The organism is Pseudomonas sp. NFX1 (genome assembly GCF_051123555.1).
Taxonomy (GTDB): Bacteria; Pseudomonadota; Gammaproteobacteria; order Pseudomonadales; family Pseudomonadaceae; genus Aquipseudomonas; species Aquipseudomonas capeferrum.
This window is the reverse complement of sequence record NZ_CP169366.1, coordinates 149753-175308: the sequence shown is the minus strand read 5'-3', so window position 1 is coordinate 175308 and position 25556 is coordinate 149753. Positions and strand designations below refer to the sequence as shown.

Sequence of the window (25556 nt, the reverse complement as noted above, 5' to 3'; positions counted from 1 at the left end):
CCTCGTTAGCCATGTCGACTATCGATGCAGGGCTTGGGTAGACCCGCCCCTGGTTGAGGGGCGGTGCACTCATTGAATGACTAGATCCTCTCCCTGCACCTTCGCAGCCAGCTCATCGATCACATCAGCGTGCTTGAGAATGCTGTAGTGATCGACATCAAACGTCCGGTTTCCGATACTGCCTCGAATCAAGGTTGGATTAACATCTCTACCCGCCCACCAGCAAGTAGCGGATACAGATGTCGCAGGCAAGTCTGGCAGTTGGCGCGACAGCACCTTGAGCCGCATAGCTACCCTGAAAGTGTGCGCCAGTTCAACGCTTTCGATACTGGCAAGGCTCGACTGGCTACCCCACTGCGGACGTACCTGATCGATCAGTCGGACCAACCTGACTTCATCGCCATCGACAGGTACTGCGGGCAGCAGAATCTTTGACTTTTCAACCCCCATGACGACCGCAAGGAACGCCGTCAGATCCTCATTCCAGTCGTTTTTCTGCGGCGTCAGTTCGCCAGGCGGTATAAAGCTGTCCACCAGCCCAAGCAACGTTACCTGCTGACCCTGACCTTCCAGCTCTTCGGCGACCAACATTGCCAACGTGCCGCCCAACGACCAACCGGCCAATTGATAGGGGCCTTCTGGCTGCTTCTGACGGATGTACTGTGCATAGTCGATGGCCATGGATTGCAGTGACTCATCCTGCCACTCACGGTCCAGCAACATTCGACACTGCATGCCGTACACACTGCAATGGCCATCCAGGCGACGCGCCAGTGGCTCATAATCGAACACCGTACCAAAGCCTGCGTGAAGGCAGAAAAGCGGTAGTGCTTCAGCGACTCGCGTGTTCAGCAACAACAACGGGTCAAGGTTTGCATTGGAGTTTGCGTAACCGGACAGCTCGCCAATAGTCGGTTTGGCCATTACATCCCGTAGCTTCAGCTCAATGGACAAATCGTCACGTGCACGCACCTTGGAGAGCAGTTTAAGAACCCGCAACGAATCGCCACCCAGTTCAAAGAAGTTATCTTCGACCCCCACCTCATCGACACCCAGCACTTCCTTCCAGATTTCAACCAGTGCCTGCTCCAGGGCATTGCGTGGCGCCAGCCGCTCACGCTGAGGCGTGCAGCCAGGCGCAGGTAATGCGTTGCGGTCGATCTTGCCATTGGGCGTGAGCGGCATCGCCGCCAAGAGTACTATCCGCGCTGGCACCATGTAGTCAGGAAGTTCAGTGCGCAAGCCTTCTCGCAATTGCGCGGCTGACGTCTGCGAAGTAGCGGCCACGACATAGCCCACCAACTGCTTGCCTGTAGTGCCATCCCGGGCTACTACCACAGCGTCCCGAACACCAGACATATTGCGCAAACGGGCTTCGATCTCACCTGGTTCAATTCGGAAGCCGCGGATCTTCAACTGGTTGTCCAGGCGGCCCATGAAATCGATCACGCCATCATGCCGGCGACGCACGCGGTCCCCTGTACGGTACAAGCGAGAGCCATCGGCAAACGGATCAGCCACGAAACGTTCAGCGGTCAAAGCCGAACGCTGATGATAACCACGCGCTACGCCTTCTCCACCGATGTACAGCTCCCCTGCAACACCATCGGGTAGCGGGTTCAAGTCTTGATCGAGCACATGCAGAGTGCGCTGACCAACCCGATCACCGATCGGCGCGTACACAGCCTCACAAGCATGCTGCACAGAAACCTTCCAAAGCAGCGGCGTGACCACCGTCTCGGTGGGTCCATAGCCATTGGTGAGGTACTGCGGGCGCAACGTACGTTTGACCAGTTCGAACAAAGCATCAGGCACTGCGTCGCCGCCGAAGCAGTAGATACGCACCCGCGGTGCCTCTTGCTGTCGTGTCTCGGCAAACTCGGCCAATTGCTGAAGGTATGCCGGTGGGAAGCAGGCAATGTCGATACGCTGAGCATGCAGCACCTGCCAGGTTTCCTCTGCAGTCCACAGTCGATTGTCGCGCACCACCAGGCAACCGCCAGACGACAGTGTCGATAACCAGCGTTCCTGTGCTCCGTCGAATGCAAATGACATGAACAACAGCTCACGGGTAGTCTCGTCCATCTCATACAGTTGCGCGATCGCCTGACAGTGCATACGAATCTGTCCGTGACTTACCGCAACTCCCTTTGGTTTGCCGGTGGAGCCAGACGTATAGATCAGGTAGGCAAGATTGTCGTCCTGCACGGCGATGATGGGCAGCGTGCTTGGCAAGTCAGCAAGCGCTATCTGTTCCAGTTCGACGCAATGTGCCACCGTATCGAAACGCTGACGCAACTCACTGCTGGTGATCAACAGTTGCATCGCCGTATCTTCGACGATCCAATCGAGACGCTCCTGTGGATAGCCGATGTCCATTGCTACATAGGCCGCACCTGTCTTCATCACGGCTAGGAAGGCAACGATCACTTCCACAGAGCGTTCAAGCGCGATGCCGACCGTACCCTCTGGCCGAGCACCGAGCGCAATCAGATGATGCGCCAGCCGATTGGCACGCTGATCCAGATCGGCATAACTCAATTGGCATTCGCCACAGATGACAGCCAATGCGTCCGGGCGAGACTCAGCCTGTTCCGCGATGCGCTGTGCCAGCAACGGCGCAGTGAGCATGCGTGGCTGCAGGCTATTGCGCTCGCCAGCATGCTGATGTTGTGCGGCACTTAGCAAATCCAGGCTGCCGAGTTTGGCGTAGGGGTTGTCCAGCAGCCCCCCCAGCAGGCGTTCGAAGCTGCTACGTATGCTATCGGCGGCGGCCTCGGTGAAACGGCTTCGCAAGTACAGGAACTCTACCGAGAAGGTCTCATTGAGGTGAACGGCAAGGTCCATCGCATAGTTGGTGACATCGCGTGAACTGACCTGGCCGAAGCGTAATGTGTTGCTGCCACTTTCCTGCAGACGCTTGTCGACTGGGTAGTTCTCGAACACCACTATGCTGTCGAACAGTGCCTGGCCAGGGCGTCCGGCCCAGCGCTGGACATCCGCAAGGGCCGCATGCTCATGGTCGCGCAACTCCAGATTGTAAGCCTGCAACTGCTGCAACCACTCACAGACTGTGTCTTGCGGTTGTGGGGACTGCACGACAGGCAGCGTATTGATGAACAAGCCGAGCATTTCGTCTGCACCGGCCAAGCTTGCGGGGCGTCCCGCGACTGTCGCACCGAAGCAGACCGAGGATTGCCCTGTATAACGTTGCAACAGCAGTAACCAGGTGGCCTGGACTAGAGTATTGGGGGTGATGCGCAAGCATTGTGCCTGCTCACGCAGGTAGCGGGTACGCTGAGCATCCCAGTGCAAATAGAGCGCATCATGCCCTACCAGCTCGGTATCAGGTTTTGGCCCAATGCTATCGGCCAGCATTGTTACACTTTCCAACTCTCGTAACTTGGTGCGCCAGAACTGCTCCAGCTCCACCTGCGACTGCTTGCCCAACCAACGAATGTAGTCTCGATAGCGCCCAGCAGGGTGGCTCGTCGCGTGACCATGGTAGGTCTGCAAGACCTCACCCAGCAGCCGAGAACTGCTCCAGCCGTCCATGAGTATGTGATGACGGGTCCAGACCAGTTGCATACGCGTATCACTGAGTCGCACCAGTGTCAGACGCATCAAAGGGGCGACACCCAGATCGAAACCTTGCGCTGCATCGGTCACGAGCAATGTCTGTAGATCTCCTCCAATCTCTTCGCGATCTCGCCAGTCGTAGAGGCGCAGTGGCAGTTCGATCTGGCGATGCACTACCTGCAAGGGGTCCACCAGCACTGCTTCAGACCAGAAGCTGGTGCGCAGGATATCGTGCCTGTTGATGACCTCATTCCAGGCGGTGACAAACCGCTCTATCTCCAGGCCTTCCACCTCGACCGAGGTCTGATTGACGTAAAGCGCAGCCTCTGAACCCTGCAAGGTGTAGAACAGCATCCCTTGCTGCATCGAGGACAACGGGTAGATGTCGACAACCTGGCTGGAAGGGACTGGCAGTTTGTCCAGTTGGGCCTGAGTGAGGTTCGCTTGCGGGAAGTCCGACGGGGTAACGCCACCGTTGGCTTCTTCACAACAATGTGCGATCAGTACCTTGAGTTCCTGAGCGTAATCATCGGCCAAGCGCTGTACTGTCGAATCGTCGAACAGCCCACGGCTGAAGCTCCAGGCCATTTTCAGCTCGCCGCCATAGACCTGGCCGGTCACTGCCAGCAGGCTGCTGAGTGCAGACAACTCACTTTGCGTAGCGCCGCCGTTCTCCTTGGCGGGCACGAACAGACTCTGTTCGCCGTCGAAGCTGCCATCGAACTGGCCCAGGTAATTGAAGACGATCTCCCCCTGAGGCAAGCACTCAAGGGCTTCACGGTTCTGACGATTGCCCAGATACCGAAGAAGACCGTAACCGAGGCCTTTGTTGGGGATTGCACGCAACTGTTCCTTGATCACCTTGATCGATTCATCCAGCGCGATCTGGGGGCTGAGCTTGACCGGATAGATGCTGGTGAACCACCCCACCGTTCGCGTTAGATCGATGTCATTGAACAGGTCTTCACGACCGTGGCCCTCCAGGCGTACCAAGACATCAGACTGATCGCTCCAACGGCCGATTACTCGTGCTAGCGCCGTCAGCAATAAATCGTTGATCTGCGTTCTATAAGCCACCGGAGCCTCTTGCAGTAGCTTCCGGGTCCAGTTCTGATCCAACTGGGTAGTCACGGAGCCAGCATGCCTGAGTTGGTTGCTGCCGTTGGCACGATCACATGGCAAGTCATCGCTGACACCTTGCAACTGAGCCTGCCAATAGGCAAGTTCCGGCTCGAGAGCCTGAGTGGCCACATAAGCCTGCAAGTGCTCAGCCCACGCTTTGAACGAACTGGTTTTGGCCCCCAGTGCCACGGCCTCTCCCGCCGCCAGTGCGTGATAGGCCACTTGCAGATCTTCCAGCAATATGCGCCAAGATACGCCATCTACTACCAGGTGATGGATGACCAGCAGCAGTCGCTGGGTACCATCAGGAAGCGTACCCAGAATCGCACGCAGCAATGGCCCGTGCTCCAGATTCAGACTGCGCTGGGCCTGCTCGGCCATTTGTTCCAGGGCTTGAATGGAGTCGAAAGCATGAACCCGCAAGACCTCTTGCAACTCCACCTCACCGAAATCGGCGTGCCATTGGTCCTGGCCTTGACGGAAGCGCAAACGTAACGCGTCGTGGTGTTCGAGTAATGTACAAATCGCCGAACGTAGATGCGCTTCCTTCAAATCTTCTTTGACGTGGAGCAGAACAGACTGGTTCCAGTGATTGCGCGCTGGCAGCGGCTGTTCGAAGAAGCGTTGTTGCACAGGCGTCAGTGGCATTGCCCCCGTGACAGGCCCCTGCTCTACCCTTACCCCCTCCGCGCGTCGTACGACAGACATCAAGCCTTGCACAGTCTGATGCTCAAACAGCTCTTTGGGCGAGAACTGAATACCTGCCTGCCGGGCTCGACTGACGACCTGCAAGGAAATGATCGAGTCGCCACCCAGCTCAAAGAAGTTATCGGCAATACCCACCTTTTCCAACTTCAACACGTCGGCCCAGATTGCTGCAATTTCGCGTTCAAGCTCGGTTCGCGGTGCGATATAGGTGGTCTGCAGTTGGCTGGCGTCTGCTTGAGGCAAGGCCCTGCGATCCAGCTTGCCGTTAGGGGACAGGGGCAGTGCATCCAGGAACAGCAGATGTGCAGGGACCATATACTCAGGCAGGCTTGCCTTTAGCTGGTTTCGCAACCGGTCGCGTAACGCGACCTGGCTTTCACTGCTTTCCAGGTGCGCTGACTCCACCGGAACGAGATAGGCGACCAACTGATTGCCCAACGGCCCTTGCTGTGCCAGTACGACTGCCTGGCGAACGCTTGCCTGGGCCTGCAACTGCGCTTCGATTTCACCTAACTCGATTCGGAAACCGCGGATTTTCACTTGATGATCGATTCGACCCACGTACTCGACGACACCATCCGCGCGAAAACGAGCCAGATCACCCGTACGATACAAACGCTCGCCATCCTGCCCGTCGAATGGGCTGGCGATAAAGCGCTCGGCGGTAAGCCATGGCTTGCGATAGTAACCACGCGCGAGGGCCTTGCCACCGATGTAGAGTTCGCCACAAACCCCCACCGGTACCGGTTGGAGGCCAGCATCCAGAATATGAATGCGCGTGTCGGGTAGTGCCTTGCCAATCTCTACGTCAGCTGTGCGTTTACCCAGGCGCTCACTGTGCGTTGCATTGATCGTCGCTTCTACTGGACCGTAACGGTTGAAGACCTCCACATGCGGTAAACAATCGATGGCCTTGTTCAAAAGGTCATGACTAATAGCTTCACCACCGGAGAACAGACGCTTGAGGCTACGGCATTCACTCACACCCTCAGTCTCGATGAAGCTTCTGAGCATCGAAGGAATGAAATGCAAGGTCGTGACGCCATGCTGACGAATCAGATCCATCAGCAAGTAAGGGTCTCGCTGATCACCCTGACGGGCGAGCAATAGCTGAGCTCCGCTGACCAACGGCCACAGGAGCTCCCATACCGAGACATCGAAGCTGAAGGATGTTTTCTGCAGCACGACATCCTGCTCGGTCAGGACATAGCTGTCTTGCATCCAGTTCAGGCGCCCGCAAAGCGCCTGTTGGTCAATGCCTGCCCCCTTCGGTTTGCCTGTCGAACCTGAGGTGTAGATCACGTAGGCAAGGTTTTGCGGCGCGGCGCTGCGAGCAAGGTTACAACACGGGTAGCCATCAAAGCTGCCTTGCTGGTCTAGCCATACGCACTGGACATGCTCGGGGACCGACAGCGCGTTCAATGCATCACGTTGGGTAAGCAGCAATCCAATATTGCTGTCATCGAACATGTAAGACAGTCGATCCTCTGGATACTCCGGATCGAAAGGAACATAAGCCCCGCCGGCTTTGAGAATGCCCAACAACCCCACCACCATCTCCAAACTGCGGGGCATCATGATGCCCACCAGTACATCGGGCCCCACTCCCAACTCACGCAGTCTGTGTGCCAACTGGTTGGCGCGGTCATTCAGTTGTGCGTAGTTCAGCCTTTGCTCGCCAAAGATCACCGCAGTAGCCTCTGGGGAGCGTTCGACCTGCCTCTCGATCATCTGCTGAACACTCAGATCATCAGGGTAGTTCGAGTCTGTCTGGTTCCATGCCGACACGATCTGACGGTGTTCGGAAGTACTCAGCAACCGTAACTCGCCGATAGGCATTGCAGCATCTTCGATCAGCGCTTCGAGAACGTTACGCAAATGGCCCGCGACCTGAGCAATGGCTTCTTCACTCCAGAAAGCACGATCGTAGGTGAACCTGAATGCCAGTGCTGCCCCCAGGACGACGGCCACACTCAATGGGTAGTTGGTCTGTTCCAGATTGGCCACCTCACCGAAGCGCAGGCCACCTGACGTCCCTTGCTGCAACGCTTCGGAAACGGGATAGTTTTCAAATACCAGCAAGCTGTCGAACAGCGCTTCGCCGCCTAACCCAACCCAGCGCTGAACATCATTGAGAGGCGTGTGTTCGAACTCACGCAGCGCCAGGTTGCTCGCCTGCACGTGATCGATCCACTGCGCAACCGTCTGCTCCGGACGAGGAGCTCCAACCACTGGCAAAGTATTGATGAACAGGCCGATCTGCTCTTCAACGCCCATCAGATCAGTGGGTCGGCCCGCCACTGTGGCTCCGAAGCACACCACGGCCTGGCCGGTATAGCGCTGAAGCATCAACAGCCAGGCCGACTGTACAAGCGTATTTACAGTGACACGGTTGGCCCGGGCGAAAGCCTCGATGCGCGCGGTCTGTTCACGATCCAATAACTGGCGATGAATACCGTGGCCGCCGTCATTCGCCCCCGAACCGCTACGCAAGGCCTGGGCCAACCGCGTAGGTTCCTGTAACTCAGTCAAGTAGCCCTTCCAGAAGGACTCAGCAAGTGCTGTATCCTGGCGTTGCAACCAGGCAATGTAGTCCCGGTAGTGACCGACAGGGGAAGCAACAGGCTGACCGGCATAACGCTGAAGCACCTCTCCCAGCAGCCTGGAGGTGCTCCAACCATCCATCAAGATGTGATGATTGGTATAGACCAAATGGTGGCGTTGGTCCCCGGTGCAGATAATTGCCAAACGCAAAAGAGGCGCCTCGCCCAGATCGAACCCACGCTGACGCTCACTCAAAGCGAGAGTACGCATTGCGTCATCCATGCCCACTTGACCACGCATGTCATACTCGGTGAATGGCGCAGTCACGCGCTTGCTCACAACCTGTACTGCCTGGCCCAGATCGTCCTGCCAGATGAAACTGGTGCGCAGAATATCGTGGGCGTTCATCGTACCGAGCCAGGCTTGCTTGAATCGCTCGGTATCCAGGCCTTCTACATCCATGCACATCTGGTTGATGTAATGACCACTGCTCTGCTCGTACAGTGTATGGAACAGCATACCCTGCTGCATCGGCGAAAGCGGATAGACATCGGCAATCAGCTCGGCAGCCACTGGCAAATTGTCCAGTTGCGCCTGGGTCAGGCTGCTGAGAGGGAAGTCCGAAGGGGTAATACCTCGGTGCTCTGCATTACAGCAGTGGGCAATCAGTGCCCTAAGTTCCTGCGTGTAGTCATCGGCCAGTCGCTCAATGGTAGTTTCATCGAACTGTTCCCGGCTGAAGTTCCAACCCAGTTTCAGCTCACCGCCGTACACCTGCCCGTTAAGCGCCAGCAGGCTACCCAGAGGGGCCTGGGCGTCCTGAGGGGCGCCGGCATACTCCTTGGCGGGTACGAACAACCCTGACTCATCGAAGCTGCCGTCGAACTGGCCCAGGTAGTTGAAGACGATCTCGCCCTGCGGCAACGCCGCGAGAGTCGCCTTCGCATCGGCACCGCCCAGGTAACGCAGCAGGCCGTAGCCCAGCCCTTTGTGTGGAACTGCTCGCAGTTGCTCCTTGATGGTTTTGACCGAGCTCGCCAGGTCAGCCTGGGGGCTGAGCTTGACCGGGTACATGCTGGTGAACCAGCCCACCGTGCGGCTCAGATCGATGCCCTCGAACAGGTCCTCACGGCCGTGGCCTTCCAGGCGTACCAGTACTTCGTCTCGCTCCGTCCAACGCCCAATGACTCGCGCCAGGGCGCTCAGCAGCAGGTCGTTGATCTGCGTGCGGTAGGCTGCGGGGGCATCCTGCAGCAGTTGTCGGGTGGTTTCCCGATCCAGTCGGGTGCTGACCGAAGCGGCATGGCGCTGCTGATTGCCGCCTTGCGGATGATCACAAGGCAAAGCATCACTGGCGCCCTGCAACTGCGCTTGCCAGTAGCCCAGCTCGGCCTGCAGCTCAGCGCCTTGAGCAAACGCCTCCACGTGCTCAGCCCAGGCCTTGAAGGAACTGGTCTTGGCGGGCAGTTTCAAAGGCTGCCCAGCGCGCAGTGCCTGGTACGCCTGTTGCAAGTCTTCCAGCAGCACGCGCCACGACACACCGTCTACCGCAAGGTGGTGGATGATCAAGAGCAACCGCTGATTGCCGTCAGGCATTTGGGTAAGCACTGCACGCAGCAATGGGCCTTGTTGCAGGCTAAGGCTACGTTGGGCTTGGTCAGCAACCTGCTGCAGTTCCTGATCATTCGCGCAGGGCCTGACCCACAGTAAGGTGCCGGTCTGTTGCGCAGCAAATGTGGCCTGGTCTTTAAAGCGCAGACGCAATGCATCGTGGTGCTCGACCAGCGCGTTGAGCGCAGCTTCCAGTGGATCCGCAATCAACGTTTCGTTCGGCGACAGCAGTACGGACTGGTTCCAGTGATGTGCCGCCGGAATATCCGCCTCGAAGAACGCGTGCTGGACGGGCAGCATAGGCGTTAAGCCGGTGACCAAACCTTGATCGACGGCTGTACTGACCGCACGGCGGGCCACTGCTGCCAACGCTTTTACCGTCTGATTCAGGAACAACTGCTTTGGGGTAAATTGGATCGCTTGCTGTCGGGCCCGGCTGACCACCTGCAAAGAGATGATCGAGTCGCCGCCCAACTCGAAGAAGTTGTCGGTCAACCCGACCCTCTCCAGCTTCAGCACATCCGCCCAGATCGCCGCGATCTGCTGTTCCAGCTCGCTCTGCGGCGCCACGTACTCGCCTTGCAGCAAACTGGCATCCGGTTGCGGCAAGGCCTTGCGGTCCAGCTTGCCGTTCGGTGTCACAGGCAGCTTGCCGAGCAGCAGCAGATGCGCAGGCACCATGTAATCCGGCAGGCCAGCCTTCAGCGCCTCCCGCAGGCTTTCGCGCAGTGCACCCTCGTCTTGCGTGCTGTCGGCAGGTACCACATAACCCACCAACTGCTTGCCGCTCAGGCCATCCAGGGCCAGTACCACCGCCTCCTGCACACTCGGCAGCTCCAGCAGGCGCGCTTCGATTTCACCCAGTTCGATACGCAAACCGCGAATCTTCACCTGGTGGTCGATACGCCCGGCGTAATCGATCACGCCGTCGGCGTCGTAACGCGCCAAGTCACCGGTGCGGTACAGACGCCCGCCGTTGTCGCTGAACGGGTCTGGCACGAAGCGTTCGGCAGTCAGCGCTGGGCGCTGGTGGTAACCACGGGCCAGGCCCACGCCACCCAGGTACAGCTCGCCGGCACTGCCGCGTACCGCAGGTTGCAGGCTGCCTTCGAGGATGTGGGCCTTGAGGTTGTCGATCGGCTGCCCGATCGGCACGCTGATGCTCTCGTCGGGCTGGCAGGTCCAGTGGGTGACGTCGATGGCGGCTTCGGTCGGGCCGTACAGGTTGTACAGGCCGGCCGCTGGCAGGCGCTGCAGGGTCTGGCGGGCCAGCTCGGCAGGCAGCGCTTCACCGCTGCACACCACGCGTTTGAGGCTGACGCAGCTTTCCACTGCTTCGTGGGTCATGAACGCCTGCAGCATCGACGGCACGAAGTGCAGCGTGCTGATGGCGTACTGGTTGATGGTGTCGACCAGCAGTTGCGGGTCGCGGTGGGCACCTGGCTGGGCCATGACCAGACGGGCGCCGGTCATCAGCGGCCAGAAGAATTCCCACACCGACACGTCGAAGCTGAACGGGGTCTTCTGCAGCACGCTGTCGCTGGCATCCAGGCCATAGGCCTTCTGCATCCACCACAGGCGGTTGACCAACGCCTGATGGCTGTTGCCAGCGCCTTTCGGGCGGCCGGTGGAGCCGGAGGTGTAGATCACGTAAGCGAGGTTCAGCGGCGCCACGTCGATGTTCGGGTTGGCGTCGCTGTAAGCACCGAGCTGCTCGGTGTCCAGGTCCAGGCTGCGCAGGCCGGCCGGGATCGGCAAGGCATCGCGCAGGTGCGACTGGGTCAGCAGCAAGGCAATGCCGCTGTCCTCGAACATGTAGCTCAGGCGGTCTTGCGGGTATTCCGGGTCCAGCGGCACGTAGGCGCCGCCAGCTTTGACGATGCCCAGCAGGCCGATGACCATCTCCAGGCTGCGCTCCATGGCGATGCCCACCAGCACGTCCGGGCCAACGCCCAGTTCACGCAGCTTGTGCGCCAGCTGGTTGGCTTTGCCATTGAGCTCGGCATAGCTCAGGGACTGCTCGCCAAACACCAGTGCCGGGGCGTGTGGGGTGGCGAACGCCTGGGCTTCGATCAGTTGGTGAATACTGCAGTTATCAGGGAAGTCGGCAGCGGTAGCGTTCCAACCCTGCACCATCATCAGCTGCTCTTGCTGGCTCAGCAGCGGTAAATCAGCGACCTGCTGCCCTGGTTGGCTGACAATTCCCTTCAGCAGGTTGCGCCAATGCTGCGTCATCAGCTCAATGGTCGATGCCTCGAACAAATCGGTTGAGTAGGTCAGCGCGGCCTCGATCCCACGATCGTGCTCGACGGTATCCAGCTTCAGGTCGAACTGTGCCGTGTCGTTGCTCCAGGCTACCCCCTCGACCTCCAAGCCAGGCAAGCTATGGCGCTCACCCTTAACCTGCGTCTGGTGGTTGTACATCACCTGGAACAAAGGGCTATGGCTCAAGCTACGTTCATGCTGCAAGGCTTCGACCAGTTGCTCGAATGGCAGGTCTTGATGGGCCTGGGCACCTAGAACACGCTGTTTGGTCTGCGCCAACAGGTCATTGAAGCTGACACGCCCGGCAAAATCGGCCCTAAGCACCTGAGTGTTGACGAAAAAGCCGATCAACCGCTCGGTTTCCACCCGATTGCGGTTGGCCACTGGTACACCTACACGAATGTCCGGTTGCCCCGAATACCGGTGCAGCAACACCTGGAAGCTCGCCAGCAACAGCATGAACAGCGTCACACCCTGCTGTTGCGCGCATTGCTTGAGCGAAGCCGCCAGCTCAGCCGGCAAGCTGATGCCGATACACGCGCCAGCACCGCTGGGTACCGCTGGGCGTGGTAAATCGGTGCGCAATTCGAGCACCGGCTGCTCATCGCCCAGCTGTTCCTTCCAGTAGGCCAGCTGGCGCTCCTGCTCTCCGGCTTCCATCCAGCGACGCTGCCAGATGGCGTAGTCAGCGTACTGAATGGGCAGTTCCGGCAGGGTCACCTCATGGCCCTGGCTGTAGCCTTCGTAGAGACGCACGAGCTCTTCCACCATCACCGGCATGGACCATCCATCGGAGACAATGTGGTGCAGGGTTACCGCCAATACATGTTCGTGCTCCGCCAGTCGCAACAACTTGACCCGCAACAGCGGCCCGTTAACCAGGTCGAAAGGTTGACGCGCCACGGCCTCGACCCAGGCGCGAACAGCCTGCTCGTCTGCCTGCTCCCGTACCTCAAGCGACAATTCGAAAGGTTGATCGTCATGCAGCACTTGTACTGCTTGCTCACCTTCCAGGTGGAAGGTGGTGCGCAGCGTTTCATGACGGGCGATCAGCGTTTCGAAGCTGCGCTGAAGCGCAGCCGCGTTCAATGCACCCTTGAACTTCAAAGCAGTGGGAATGTTGTAGGCGGCGCTTTCCGGCTCCCACTGCCACAGGAACCATTGGCGTTGCTGGGCATAGGAAAGCTCGGGCTTTTCCACCTCATGGCGCACGACCGGAATGGGCAATTGCGCGAGACTGATGCCTTTTACGCTGAGCTTCTCAAGGAAGAGCTTGCGCTGTGCAAGAGGCAGCCGAACGAAGCGCTGGACCAGGTCCGTATTTCTTTTATCCATTTGCATCTCAAATTGCCTCAAGCTCGTTCATGAAGTCCTGGAGCTCATCCAGGTCTTCGTCACTATTTGTATTCAGTTCACTGATCATGGCCGCGTAGGCCTGCAGGTTTTCAGCCTGGAAAAGCAAGGCCAGTGGCAGGTTCACGCCCAGCTCGATCTGCAGACGGGCCAGCACCTGGGTTGCCAATAGAGAATGGCCGCCCAGCTCGAAGAAGTTGTCGTTCAACCCCACCTTCTCCAGCTTCAACACCTCGGCCCAGACAGCAGCAATTTGCTGTTCAAGCTCACTGCGTGGGGCGACGTAATTGCTCTGCAGCAAGCTCGCATCCAGTTGTGGCAAGGCTTTACGGTCGAGCTTGCCGTTGGCGGTAAGTGGCAAGGCCTCCAGCAGCAGCAGATGAGCGGGCACCATGTAATCCGGCAAATCGGCCCTGAGCGCACCGCGCAAGGCTTCGCGTAGTCGGGCCTGGGCCTCGACACTGGCCAGAACAGCAACGTCGGCAGGCACTACATACCCCACCAATTGCTGGCCACTCGGCCCGTCCTGGGCCAGGACCGAGACTTGCCGCACAACCTGCTGGTTCAGCAGGCATGCTTCAATCTCGCCCAGTTCGATGCGGAAGCCGCGAATCTTCACCTGATGGTCGATACGACCCATGTACTCGATCACCCCGTCGGTGCGGTAGCGAGCCAGGTCGCCTGAGCGGTACAGCCGGCCACCGGCGGCACCAAACGGATTGGGCACGAAGCGCTCAGCGGTCAACCCAGCACGGCCGTGATAACCACGGGCCAGGCCAGCCTCACCGATCACCAGTTCGCCATGCCCACCCGGTACAGCCGGGTTCAGTGCTGCGTCGAGCAGGTACCAGGAAAGGTCGCGGATGACCTCGCCGATTGGACTGGTCGCACCCTGGCGCAGGTCTTCGCAAGTGATCGGGCGGTACGTGACATGCACCGTGGTTTCAGTGATGCCATACATATTGATCAAGCGCGGCTGGCTATCGCCGAACACCTCGAACCAAGGTTTGAGGCTCGCAACTTCCAATGCCTCACCACCGAACACCACGTATCGCAGCGCCAGCCCTTGCCCTGCCTTGGCCCGTTCACAGGCAAGGGGCATCAGCTGTTTGAAAGCCGAAGGCGTCTGGTTCAGCACTGTCACTTGCTCACGCACCAGCAAGGCATGGAACTCGTCGAACGAACGCGCCACATCCTTGGCCACGACAACCGCCTTGCTGCCATACACCAATGCCCCGAACAGTTCCCATACCGAGAAGTCGAAGGAATACGAGTGGAACACCGTCCACACGTCGCTGGCGTCGAATGCAAAGCAGTCTTGGGTCGCTGCAAACAACCGCACCACGTTGCCGTGCGGCAGCAAAGTGCCCTTGGGCTTGCCTGTGGAACCAGAGGTGTAGATCACGTAGGCCAGGTTGTCTGGCGTCAACTCGATATCCGGGTTGGCATCGCTGTAGCCGGCAAACAGATCGGCAACGATATCCAGGCACTGCACCCCAGCGGGCACTGGCAGTGCATCGGCCAGGTGCGCCTGGGTCAGCAACAGCTCGATAGCACTGTCCTCGAACATGTAAGCCAGACGCTCGCTCGGGTAACCCGGGTCCAATGGCACATAAGCACCACCGGCCTTGAGGATGCCCAGTAGCCCAGTCACCATCTCCAGGCCACGTTCCATGGCGATACCCACCAGTACATCTGGCCCGACGCCAAGCTCGCGCAGCTTGTGTGCCAACCGGTTTGCACGGCTGTTGAGCTCGCCATAACTCATCGTCCGCTCACCGAAAGCCAAGGCCGGCGCGTTCGGTGCACGTTGTACCTGGGCCTCTATCAGGTGGTGGATGGCGCGATGGTCCGGATACTGCCTATGGCTGTGGTTCCAGCCCTGCAGGATGCGCTGCTGCTCATCCGCACCAAATAGCGACAGCTCGCCGAGCACTTGGCCTGCATCCTGAGTCATGGCTTGCAGCAAGTTGCTCAGATGACGGGCGACCTGCTGGAGGCTTGCCGCGTTCCACCGCGCAAGGTCATGGCGGTACTGGATCGATAATGTCTCGCCGAGGCTTACCAGCAGGGTCAACGGGTAGTTGGTCTGCTCCTGGATACCCACATCACCGAACTGCAAACCACCGGGTGCGCCCTGCTTTAGTGCTTCGGAAACCGGGTAGCTTTCAAATACCACCAAGGTGTCGAACAGCGCCTCGCCACCCAGGCCCGCCCAACGCTGTACATCGTAAAGCGGCGTGTGCTCGAACTCGCGCAGGGCCAAGTTGCTCGCCTGCACCTGCGCGACCCACTCGCCCACTGTCTGCTCCGCACGTGGTGCACCGACCACCGGCAAGGTGTTGATGAACAGGCCGATCTGGTCCTCGACGCCTGGCAGCTCGGCCGGGCGGCCCGCAACAGTGGCACCGAAGCACACGCTAGCCTGGCCGGTGTAGCGTTGCAGCAGCAGCAACCAGGCCGACTGGACCAAGGTGTTGACGGTAATCCGGTTGGCACGGGCGAAGGCTTCGATACGAGCGGTCTGCTGCGCGTCGAAGTGCTGGTCAAGATCGTGCTGGCCCGTACCGGTGCTGGCCTGTGGCTCTCGAATGGCCTGGACCAGGTGGGTCGGCGCCTGCAGGTCGGTCAACTGCAGCTTCCAGAAGGTTTCTGCGTCAGCACCGTCCTGGCGTTGCAGCCAAGCGATGTAATCACGGTAGCTGCCAGTCTGGGCTGGCAGCGTTTGCCCGGCGTAGTGTTGCAGTACCTCGCCCAGCAAACGCGAGCTGCTCCACCCATCCATGAGGATGTGATGACTGGTATAGATCAAATGATGGCGCCCGGCAGCGCTGTGCACCAGAACCAGACGCAGCAATGGCGCCTGGTCCAGGGTGAAGCCACGCTCTCGCTCGCCAGCGGCAAGTGTCTGCAGGGATTGCTCCATTTCTGGCTGGCCGCGCCAGTCATGCTCGATAAACGGCAACACCACGCGTTTGTGCACCACTTGCACTGCCTGGTCGAACGTTCCTTGCCAAACGAACCCACTGCGCAGCACAGGATGAGCATCCAGGGTCGCTTGCCAGGCGTTTTTAAAACGCTCCACATCCAGGCCATCCACATCCACCCGCAACTGGTTGATGTAGTTACCCGCCTGCTGCTCATAGAGCGTGTGGAAGAGCATCCCCTGCTGCATCGGCGAGAGCGGATAGATATCCGCAATTTGCGTGGTAGGCACCGGCAGGCTGTCCAGTTGACCCTGTGTAAGGCCGGCGAGCGGGAAGTCCGATGGCGTAACGCCACGGCTCTGCTCCAGGCAACAATGGGTAACGATCTCGATCAGGGCCTGCTGGTAGCTTGTTGCCAGTTTCTCGATAGTTGAGGTGTCATGGATTGCCTGGCTGTAGCTCCATTCCAGGCGCAGCTCACCGCCGTACACCTGGCCACTGAGGGAAAGCAGGCTGCTCAATTCCGATGCTTCGTTCTGCTTGGCGCCATCATTTTCTTGCGCGGGCACGAACAGCCCGGCGTCATCATCGAAGCTGCCATCGAACTGGCCCAGGTAGTTGAACACAAGCTCGCCCTGAGGCAACGCCGCCAGGGTAGCGTTGGCCTCGGCACCGCCGAGGTAACGCAGCAGGCCGTAGCCCAGCCCTTTGTTCGGGACCGCTCGCAGTTGCTCCTTGATAGTCTTGATCGAGCTGGCCACGTCAGCCTGTGGGCTGAGCTTGACCGGGTACATGCTGGTGAACCAACCCACCGTGCGGCTCAGGTCAATGTCGTCGAACACGTCTTCACGGCCGTGGCCTTCCAGGCGTACCAATACCTCTTCTCGCTGGGTCCACCCGCCGACTACCCGTGCCAGCGCAGTCAGCAGCAAATCGTTGATCTGTGTGCGATAGGCCGCCGGTGCGTCCTGCAACAGTTGCCGGGTGGTTTCACGGTCCAGGCGCGTCGTGAATGAGGCAGCATGGCGCTGCTGATTGCTGCCCTGCGGATGATCACAAGGCAAGGCATCACTGGCGCCCTGCAACTGCGCTTGCCAGTAGCTCAGCTCTGCCTGCAGCTCGGCGCCTTGGGCATACGCTTGCAACTGCTCTGCCCAAGCCTTGAACGAGCTGGTCTTGGCAGGCAGAGTGGCCGGCTGGAAAGCTGCAAGTGCGCGGTACGCCTGCTGCAGGTCTTCCAGCAGGACACGCCAGGAAACGCCATCCACGACCAGGTGATGGATCACCAGCAACAAGCGCTGGCTGCCGTCCGACAGCGAAGCAAGCACCGCCCTGATCAGCGGGCCGTGCTCGAGCACCAGGCTGCGCTGCGCATCGTTGGCGATCTGCTCCAGTGCTACTAGGTCGGGCAAGTGAACAGACCACAGCAGTTGAGCCAGCTCCGCCTGAGCAAAATCAGCCGGAGCAGGGCCTTCAGCCTGCACGAAGCGCAAACGCAACGCATCGTGATGATCGACCAATACACGCAGAGCATCCTCAACGTGCCGAGCATCCAGTGCCATGTTGGGCTTGAGCAGCACAGACTGGTTCCAATGATGACGCTCAGGGATCGCGCGGTCGAAGAACCAGTGCTGGATCGGCGTCAGTGGCATCGCACCGGTGACCGCGCCCTGGTCGATGAGCGTACTTCCTTCACGTCGAGCCACGGCTGCCAGTGCCTGCACCGTCTGGGCCTCGAACAGGTCCTTGGGCGTGAACTGGATATCCACGAGACGCGCTCGGCTTACCACCTGCAAAGAGATGATCGAGTCGCCGCCCAACTCGAAGAAATTGTCGGTCAACCCGACCCTCTCCAGCTTCAGCACATCCGCCCAGATCGTCGCGATCTGCTGTTCCAGCTCGCTCTGCGGCGCCACGTACTCGCCTTGCAGCAAACTGGCATCGGGTTGCGGCAAGGCCTTGCGGTCCAGCTTGCCGTTCGGTGTCACAGGCAGCTTGCCGAGCAGCAACAGGTGCGTAGGGACCATGTAATCCGGCAGGCCGGCCTTCAGCGCCTCCCGCAGGCTGTCGCGCAGTGCACCCTCGTCTTGCGTGCTGTCGGCCGGCACCACATAACCCACCAACTGCTTGCCGCTCAGGCCATCCAGGGCCAGCACTACCGCCTCCTGCACACTTGGCAGCTCCAGCAGGCGCGCTTCGATTTCACCCAGTTCGATACGCAAACCGCGGATCTTCACCTGGTGGTCGATACGCCCGGCGTAGTCGATCACGCCGTCGGCGTCGTAACGTGCCAGGTCACCGGTGCGGTACAGACGCCCGCCGTTGTCGCTGAACGGGTCCGGCACGAAGCGTTCGGCAGTCAGCGCTGGGCGCTGGTGGTAACCACGGGCCAGGCCCACGCCACCCAGGTACAGCTCGCCGGCACTGCCGCGTACCGCAGGTTGCAGGCTGCCTTCGAGGATGTGGGCCTTGAGGTTGTCGATCGGCTGGCCGATCGGCACGCTGATGCTTTCGTCCGGCTGGCAGGTCCAGTGGGTGACGTCGATGGCGGCTTCGGTCGGGCCGTACAGGTTGTACAGGCCGGCCGCTGGCAGGCGCTGCTGGGTCTGGCGGGCCAGCTCGGCAGGCAGCGCTTCACCGCTGCACACCACGCGTTTGAGGCTGACACAGCTTTCCACTGCTTCGTGGGTCATGAACGCCTGCAGCATCGACGGCACGAAGTGCAGCGTGCTGATGGCGTACTGGTTGATGGTTTCAACCAGCAGTTGCGGGTCGCGGTGTGCACCTGGCTGGGCCATGACCAGACGGGCGCCGGTCATCAGCGGCCAGAAGAATTCCCACACCGACACGTCGAAGCTGAACGGGGTCTTCTGCAGCACGCTGTCGCTGGCATCCAGGCCATAGGCCTTCTGCATCCACCACAGGCGGTTGACCAACGCCTGATGGCTGTTGCCAGCGCCTTTCGGGCGGCCGGTGGAGCCGGAGGTGTAGATCACGTAAGCGAGGTTCAGCGGCGCCACGTCGATGTTCGGGTTGGCGTCGCTGTAAGCACCGAGCTGCTCGGTGTCCAGGTCCAGGCTGCGCAGGCCGGCCGGGATCGGCAAGGCATCGCGCAGGTGCGACTGGGTCAGCAGCAAGGCAATGCCGCTGTCCTCGAACATGTAGCTCAGGCGGTCTTGCGGGTATTCCGGGTCCAGCGGCACGTAGGCGCCGCCAGCTTTGACGATGCCCAGCAGGCCGATGACCATCTCCAGGCTGCGCTCCATGGCGATGCCCACCAGCACGTCCGGGCCAACGCCCAGTTCACGCAGCTTGTGCGCCAGCTGGTTGGCTTTGCCATTGAGCTCGGCATAGCTCAGGGACTGCTCGCCAAACACCAGTGCCGGGGCGTGTGGGGTGGCGAACGCCTGGGCTTCGATAAGCGAATGGATGCTACGCTGATCCGGGTACGCCGCTTGGGTGTCGTTCCAGCGCTCGACCATCAGTTGCTGTTCTTGCAGGCCCAGCATCGGCAGCTCGCCGACCACTGCCTGCGCATTGGCAACCAGCGCCTGCAGCACGTTGGCGAAGCAACCCGCCAGTCGGCCAATGGCCTCGTCGCTCCACAGCGCACGGTCGTGGCTGTAGTGCATCGACAGGGTCGCGCCCAGTTCCACCACCAGGGTCAGCGGGTAGTTGGTCTGCTCCTGCACGGCCACATCGCCAAAGCGCAACCCGCCAGGCGCGCCTTGCTGCAAGGCCTCGGACACCGGGTAGTTCTCGAACACCAGGATGCTGTCGAACAGGGCATCACCGCCCTGCCCTGCCCAGCGCTGCACGTCATACAGCGGGGTGTGCTCGAACTCGCGCACGGCCAGGTTGCTGGCTTGCACCTGGCCAATCCATTCGGCCACGGTCTGTTCGGCACGGGGTGCGCCGATCACCGGCAGGGTGTTGATGAACAGGCCGATCTGCTCTTCGACCCCAGCCAGGTCTGCCGGGCGACCCGCTACCGTGGCGCCGAAGCACACGCTGGCCTGGCCAGTACAGCGCTGCAACAGCAGCAGCCAGGCCGATTGCACCAGGGTGTTGACGGTAACGCGGTTGGCGCGGGCAAAGGCTTCGATGCGCGCCGTCTGCTCCGCATCGAAGGCCAGGCGATGATCACCGTAGCCGGTGCCTGCAACCCCTGCGCTACCGGCAATGGCCTGGGCCAGCCGGGTCGGCTCGTCGAGCCCGGCCAGTTGGGCCTTCCAGAAGCTTTCGGCAACCGCTGCGTCCTGGCCTTGCAGCCAGGCGATATAGTCGCGGTAATGCGTGGCTTGGGCCTGTGGCGCCAGCCCCGCGTAACGTTGCAGCACTTCGCCCAGCAAACGCGAGGTGCTCCAGCCATCCATCAGGATATGGTGGTTGGTGTAGATCAGGTGGTGGCGCGCCTCGCACGTGCGCACCAAGGCCAGCCGCAGCAGCGGCGCCTCGGCCAGTTCGAAGCCGCGCTGGCGCTCGCCCTCGGCCAAGGCCAGCAAGGCGGCTTCCAGCGCCGGCTGGCCACGCCAGTCATGCTCGCTGCACGGCAACGCTACCGACTTGCGCACCACTTGCACGGCCTGCTCCAGCTCGCCCTGCAGCACGAACCCGGTGCGCAGGATGTCATGGGCATCGAGTGCGGCCTGCCAAGCCTGCTTGAAGCGCTGCACATCCAGCCCTTCTACATCGACCCGCAACTGGTTGATGTAGTTGCCGGCCTGCTGGTCGTAGAGGGTGTGGAACAGCATGCCCTGCTGCATCGGCGACAGCGGGTAGACATCGGCGATCTGCTCCGGGGCCAGCGGCAAGCTGTCCAGCTGGGCCTGGGTGAGTGCCGCCAGCGGGAAGTCCGACGGCGTCACGCCCTGGTGCTGAGGCTGGCAGCAATGCTCGACCAGCTCGGCCAACGCCTGCTCGTAGGCCTGGGCCAGGTGCTGGATGGTTTCCGGGCGGTAGACGTCTTCGCTGTAGGTCCACTCCAGGAACAGCTCGCCGCCGTACACCTGGCCGGTGATGCTCAGCCAGTTGCCCAACTGCGCACCGGCGCATTGGGTGCGGCCGGCGCTTTCGCCGCTAGGGCTGAACGATGCCGCGTCGTCGGCGGTGAAACTGCCGTCGAACTGGCCCAGGTAGTTGAAGGTGACGCGTGCCTGCACTGCGCCGCTGAGCCGCTCGCGCGTAGGGGCATCGCCCAGGTAGCGCAGCAGGCCGTAGCCGATGCCTTTGTCCGGCACGGCGCGCAGTTGCTCCTTGATCGCCTTGATCGACTCGCACACGGCCTGGCCAGGGGCCAGACGTACCGGGAACAGGCTGGTGAACCAGCCGACCGTGCGGCTGAGGTCAAGGTCGTCGAACAGGTCTTCGCGGCCATGGCCTTCCAGTTGCACCAGCACCTCATCCTGCGCGCTCCACTGGCACAGCGTGCGCGCCAGCGCGGTCAGCAGCAGGTCGTTGATCTGTGTGCGATAGGCAGCGGGGGCCTGCTTCAGCAACTGCGCGGTACGCGCAGCATCCAGGCGCGACGCGGCAGTGCGGGCGTGCTGGTTGCCCAGGCTGCCCTGCGGGTTGTCACGCGGCAGTTCTGCCGGGCTGCCTTGCAGCACCTGCAGCCAGTAGTCGCCCTGTGCCTGCAGCGCCGGGCTGCTGGCATGCGCAACCAGCCGCTCGGCCCAGGTTTTCACCGAGCAGGTCTTGGCTGGCAGGCTTACCGGCTGACCTTTCAGGCGTTGCTGATAAGCCTCTTGCAGGTCTTCGAGCAGCACCCGCCAGGACACGCCGTCCACCACCAGGTGGTGAATGACCAACAGCAAGCGCTGCTGGCCATCGGCGAGGTCGAACAGTTCGGCACGCAGCAGCGGGCCTTGCTCAAGGTTTAGGCTGGCCTGCACCTCGGTGCCAGCGGCGTCCAGTTCGCCCAGCGCTGCGAGGCTGCGCTGGCGCACCAGCGGCGCACTGTCCAGGGCCTGGAAGCGGGCCTGCCACTGGCCGTTCTGGCGGCTGAAGCGCAGGCGCAAGGCATCGTGCTGCTCCAGCACCGCACGCAGGGCCGACTCCAGGTGTTCCACCTGCACGCGCTGGGCCGGTTTCAACAGCACCGACTGGTTCCAGTGCCCTGGCTGGGCGATGTCCATCTCGAAGAAGCGCGCCTGCGCGGGCAGCAGCACCACTTCACCGCTGACAGCGGTGTCCACCGGGGCAGCGGCTGCCGGTTGCTTGGCTTCGATGCGCTTGGCGACCTGGGCCAGTTGGCCGACGGTCTGCTGTTCGAACAGCTGCTTGGGGGTGATCTTGATGCCCTGGCGCTTGGCCCGGGCGATGATCTGCAGGCTGAGGATCGAATCGCCGCCCAGCTCGAAGAAGTTGTCGCTGCTGCCCACGCGTTCCAGCTTGAGCACGTCGGCCCATACCGCGGCCAGCTTCTCCTCGATGTCGCCTTCAGGCGCCACGTAACCACGGCTTACCGCACCCGGCGCCGGCAAGGCGCGCTTGTCGAGCTTGCCGTTGGCGGTCAGCGGCAGACGCTCGAGCAACAGCACCTGCGCAGGCACCATGTAGTCGGGCAAGCGGGCCTGCAGTTGCGCCTGCAACTGCGGCACGGTCACGCCCGCTTCGGCCACCACGTAGGCCACCAGTTGCAGGCGCTCGGCATCGCCTTCCAGCGGCAATGCCAGGACCACGGCGTCGCTGACATCGGGCAGCCCGGCGAGCACGCGACCGATTTCACCCGGTTCGACGCGATAGCCACGGATTTTCACCTGGTCATCGGCACGCCCGATAAACTCCACCAGGCCTTCAGCGCTCAACCGCGCCCGGTCGCCGGTGCGGTACAGGCGGGCGCCATCGGCCGCCGGCACGAAGCGTTCGGCCGTCAGCGCGGGCTGGCCCAGGTAACCCTGGGCAACGCCCTGGCCACCCAGGTAGAGCTCGCCGACCACCTGCGGCGCCAGCGGGTTGAGGTAGCCATCGAGCACTTCGGCGCAGGCATTGCCCAGTGGGCGACCGACCGGCACCGTGCGGCAGTTGGCCAGGCGCTGGTCGGGTTCGAAGGTGAGCACGCCGACCGTGGTCTCGGTCGGGCCGTAGTGGTTGATGACGCGGCACTCGGGGCGCAATGCGCGGATTTTTTCCAGCAGGCTCCAAGGGCATGCTTCACCGCCCAGAATCAGTGCTGCAGCGGGCAGCACATCGGCGGCGCGGGCAGCTTGCAGCAGGCCTTGCAGGTGGCTTGGCACCAGTTTCACCACGCCCACCTGATGCTGCGCCATGTAGCTGGCGAAACCATCGGGGTCAAAGGCCAACTCCTGCGGTAGCAAGTGCAGCAAGCGGCCCGAGGCCAGGGCACCGAACAGTACGGTGTGGCCAAGGTCGGCGGCGGTGGTGGACACCATGGCCATGCTCGCCCCGGCCGGCAGTTGCAGGCGTTCGAGCACAGCCTGGATATAGCTGGCCAGTGCCCCGTGGCTGACCACCACGCCCTTGGGCTGGCCGGTCGAACCCGAGGTGTAGATCAGATAAGCCGGCTGCTCAGGGCTGACCGCGACCGCCACCGGGCTGTCGCTGCAGGCCGCCCACGTCGCGGGCTCGCAGGCAACCGCCTGCAAGCCGTCGAGGCCAGCGAAGCGGGTATCGCCAGGCTCATGCAACAGCACGGCGGCGCCGCTGTCGACGATCAACTGCTGCAGGCGCTCTTGCGGCTGCTGGGTGTCCAGCGGCAGGTAGGCGGCGCCGGTCTTGAGCACCGCCAGCAAGGCCGTGACCCAATCGATGGAGCGCGGCAGGCACAGGGCAACGATGCTGCCGGCACCGACGCCACGCTGGCGCAGGTAGTCGGCTACGCGGTTGGACGCAGCGTCCAGGCCGCCCTGGGTCATGAAGCGTTCACCAGCGCGCACGCCGCCCTGGGCCTGCCCTTGCGCCATCGCCTGGTGCCACAGGGCGAGGAAGTCGCGGTGCGGGTAGGTTTCTGCTGCGATCGGCTGCTGCGCCGCTACCTCCAGGTGGTCGACGATCGGCTGCTGTTGGGCATGGATCAGCACGTCCAGCACGCGCCGCAGCGAATCGGCGAGGCGCTGGATGGTGGCAGGCTCGAACAGGTCGGTGGCGTAGGTGAAATACCCCTCGATGCCATCGGGTTTATCCGAGAAGTCGAACGCCAGGTCGAAGCGCGCATCGCCACCTTCACGGGCAAAGCCTTCCACCTCCAGCGCACCCAGGCGCTTGCGCGACGCGTCACCCGCCGCCACGTGCTGGTTGATCTTGAACTGGAACAGCGGGTTGTGGGCCAGGTTGCGCTCTGGCAGCAAGGCATCGACCAGGTGCTCGAACGGCAGCTCCTGGTGCGACTGAGCGCCGCCGATCACGTCCTTGACCTGCTCCAGCAGCTCGGCGAAGGTGGCGCGTTCGTCCACCTGCACGCGCAGCACCTGGGTGTTGATGAAGAAGCCGATCAGGCCTTCCAGCTCCTTGCGGTTACGCCCCGCATTCGGCGCGCCGATGCGGATGTCCGACTGCCCGCTGTAGCGCGACAGCACCACCGCCATGGCCGCCAGCATCAGCACGAACAATGTGTGCCCGCCCTTGCGCGCCTGGCTGCGCAGCGCTTCGGCCTGCTCGGCGCCAATCTGCAGTTTGAGCACTGCGCCGCGGTAGCTCGGCGTGGCGGGCCGTTCGAAGTCCAGCGGCAGGCTCAGCAGCGGCTGCTCGTCACCCAGTTGCGCCTGCCAATACGCCAGCTGGCGCTGGGCCTCACCGGCCTCGAGCCAGGCGCGCTGCCAGATCGCATAGTCGGCGTACTGGATCGGCAGGGCCGGCAATTGCGCCTCGCGGCCTTCAGCCAGCGCGGTGTACAGCTGGATGAACTCCTGCACCAGCAAGTCGCTCGACCAGCCGTCGGAGATGATGTGGTGCATGCTCAGGGCCAGCACGTGGTGCTCGGCGCTCAGGCGCAGCAGGGTGACCCGCATCAGCGGCCCGGTCAGCAGGTCGAACGGTTGCTTGAGTGCGGCATCGACGGCTTCGCTCAAGGCGGCTTCATCGTCGCCCGCCTGAAACTCGACCACGTCCAGCACCAGCGGGCAGGCGCCGAGAATCTCCTGGTGGAACTCGCCTTCATCCGAAACGAAGCGCGTGCGCAGCGACTCGTGGCGGCTGACCAGCGCATCCAGCGCCTGCTGCAGCACCGTTAGCTCCAGAGCGCCCTTGAGGCGCACGGCCATCGGCACGTTATAGGCCGGGCTGTCGGGTTCCAACTGCCAGAGAAACAGCAGGCGCTGCTGGGCAAACGACAAGGGAATGCGCGCCAGGCCCTGGCGTGCAGGCACGATGGGCAGCAGGCGGAAGCTCTGCCCGGTGGCCTGCATTTTCTCCAGGATCTGCTGACGCTGCTCCACAGGCAGGCTGACGAAGCGTTGGGCAATGCGTTGTGCGGGGGTGAGTTGCATG

Annotated in this window: 2 protein-coding genes; both read right to left on the bottom strand. The window is 61.6% G+C overall.

Features of this window, described 5'->3' with window-relative positions; genetic code table 11:
• Positions 1–69: 69 nt before the first annotated feature.
• The gene (locus DJ563_RS00715) at positions 70–13170 is read right to left on the bottom strand and encodes a non-ribosomal peptide synthase/polyketide synthase (protein WP_434518658.1); all 13101 of its coding nucleotides are present in this window, start codon (positions 13168–13170) and stop codon (positions 70–72) included.
• Position 13171: 1 nt separating this feature from the next.
• Positions 13172–25555, bottom strand: a complete 12384-nt coding sequence (locus DJ563_RS00710; RefSeq protein WP_434518657.1) for a non-ribosomal peptide synthase/polyketide synthase — start codon at positions 25553–25555, stop codon at positions 13172–13174.
• Position 25556: the final 1 nt, after the last annotated feature.

Bases quoted from the DNA above. Each gene is read 5' to 3' on its own strand.
- DJ563_RS00715 (WP_434518658.1), bottom strand. From the start codon at position 13,170: ATGCAAATGGATAAAAGAAATACGGACCTGGTCCAGCGCTTCGTTCGG.
- DJ563_RS00710 (WP_434518657.1), bottom strand. From the start codon at position 25,555: ATGCAACTCACCCCCGCACAACGCATTGCCCAACGCTTCGTCAGCCTG.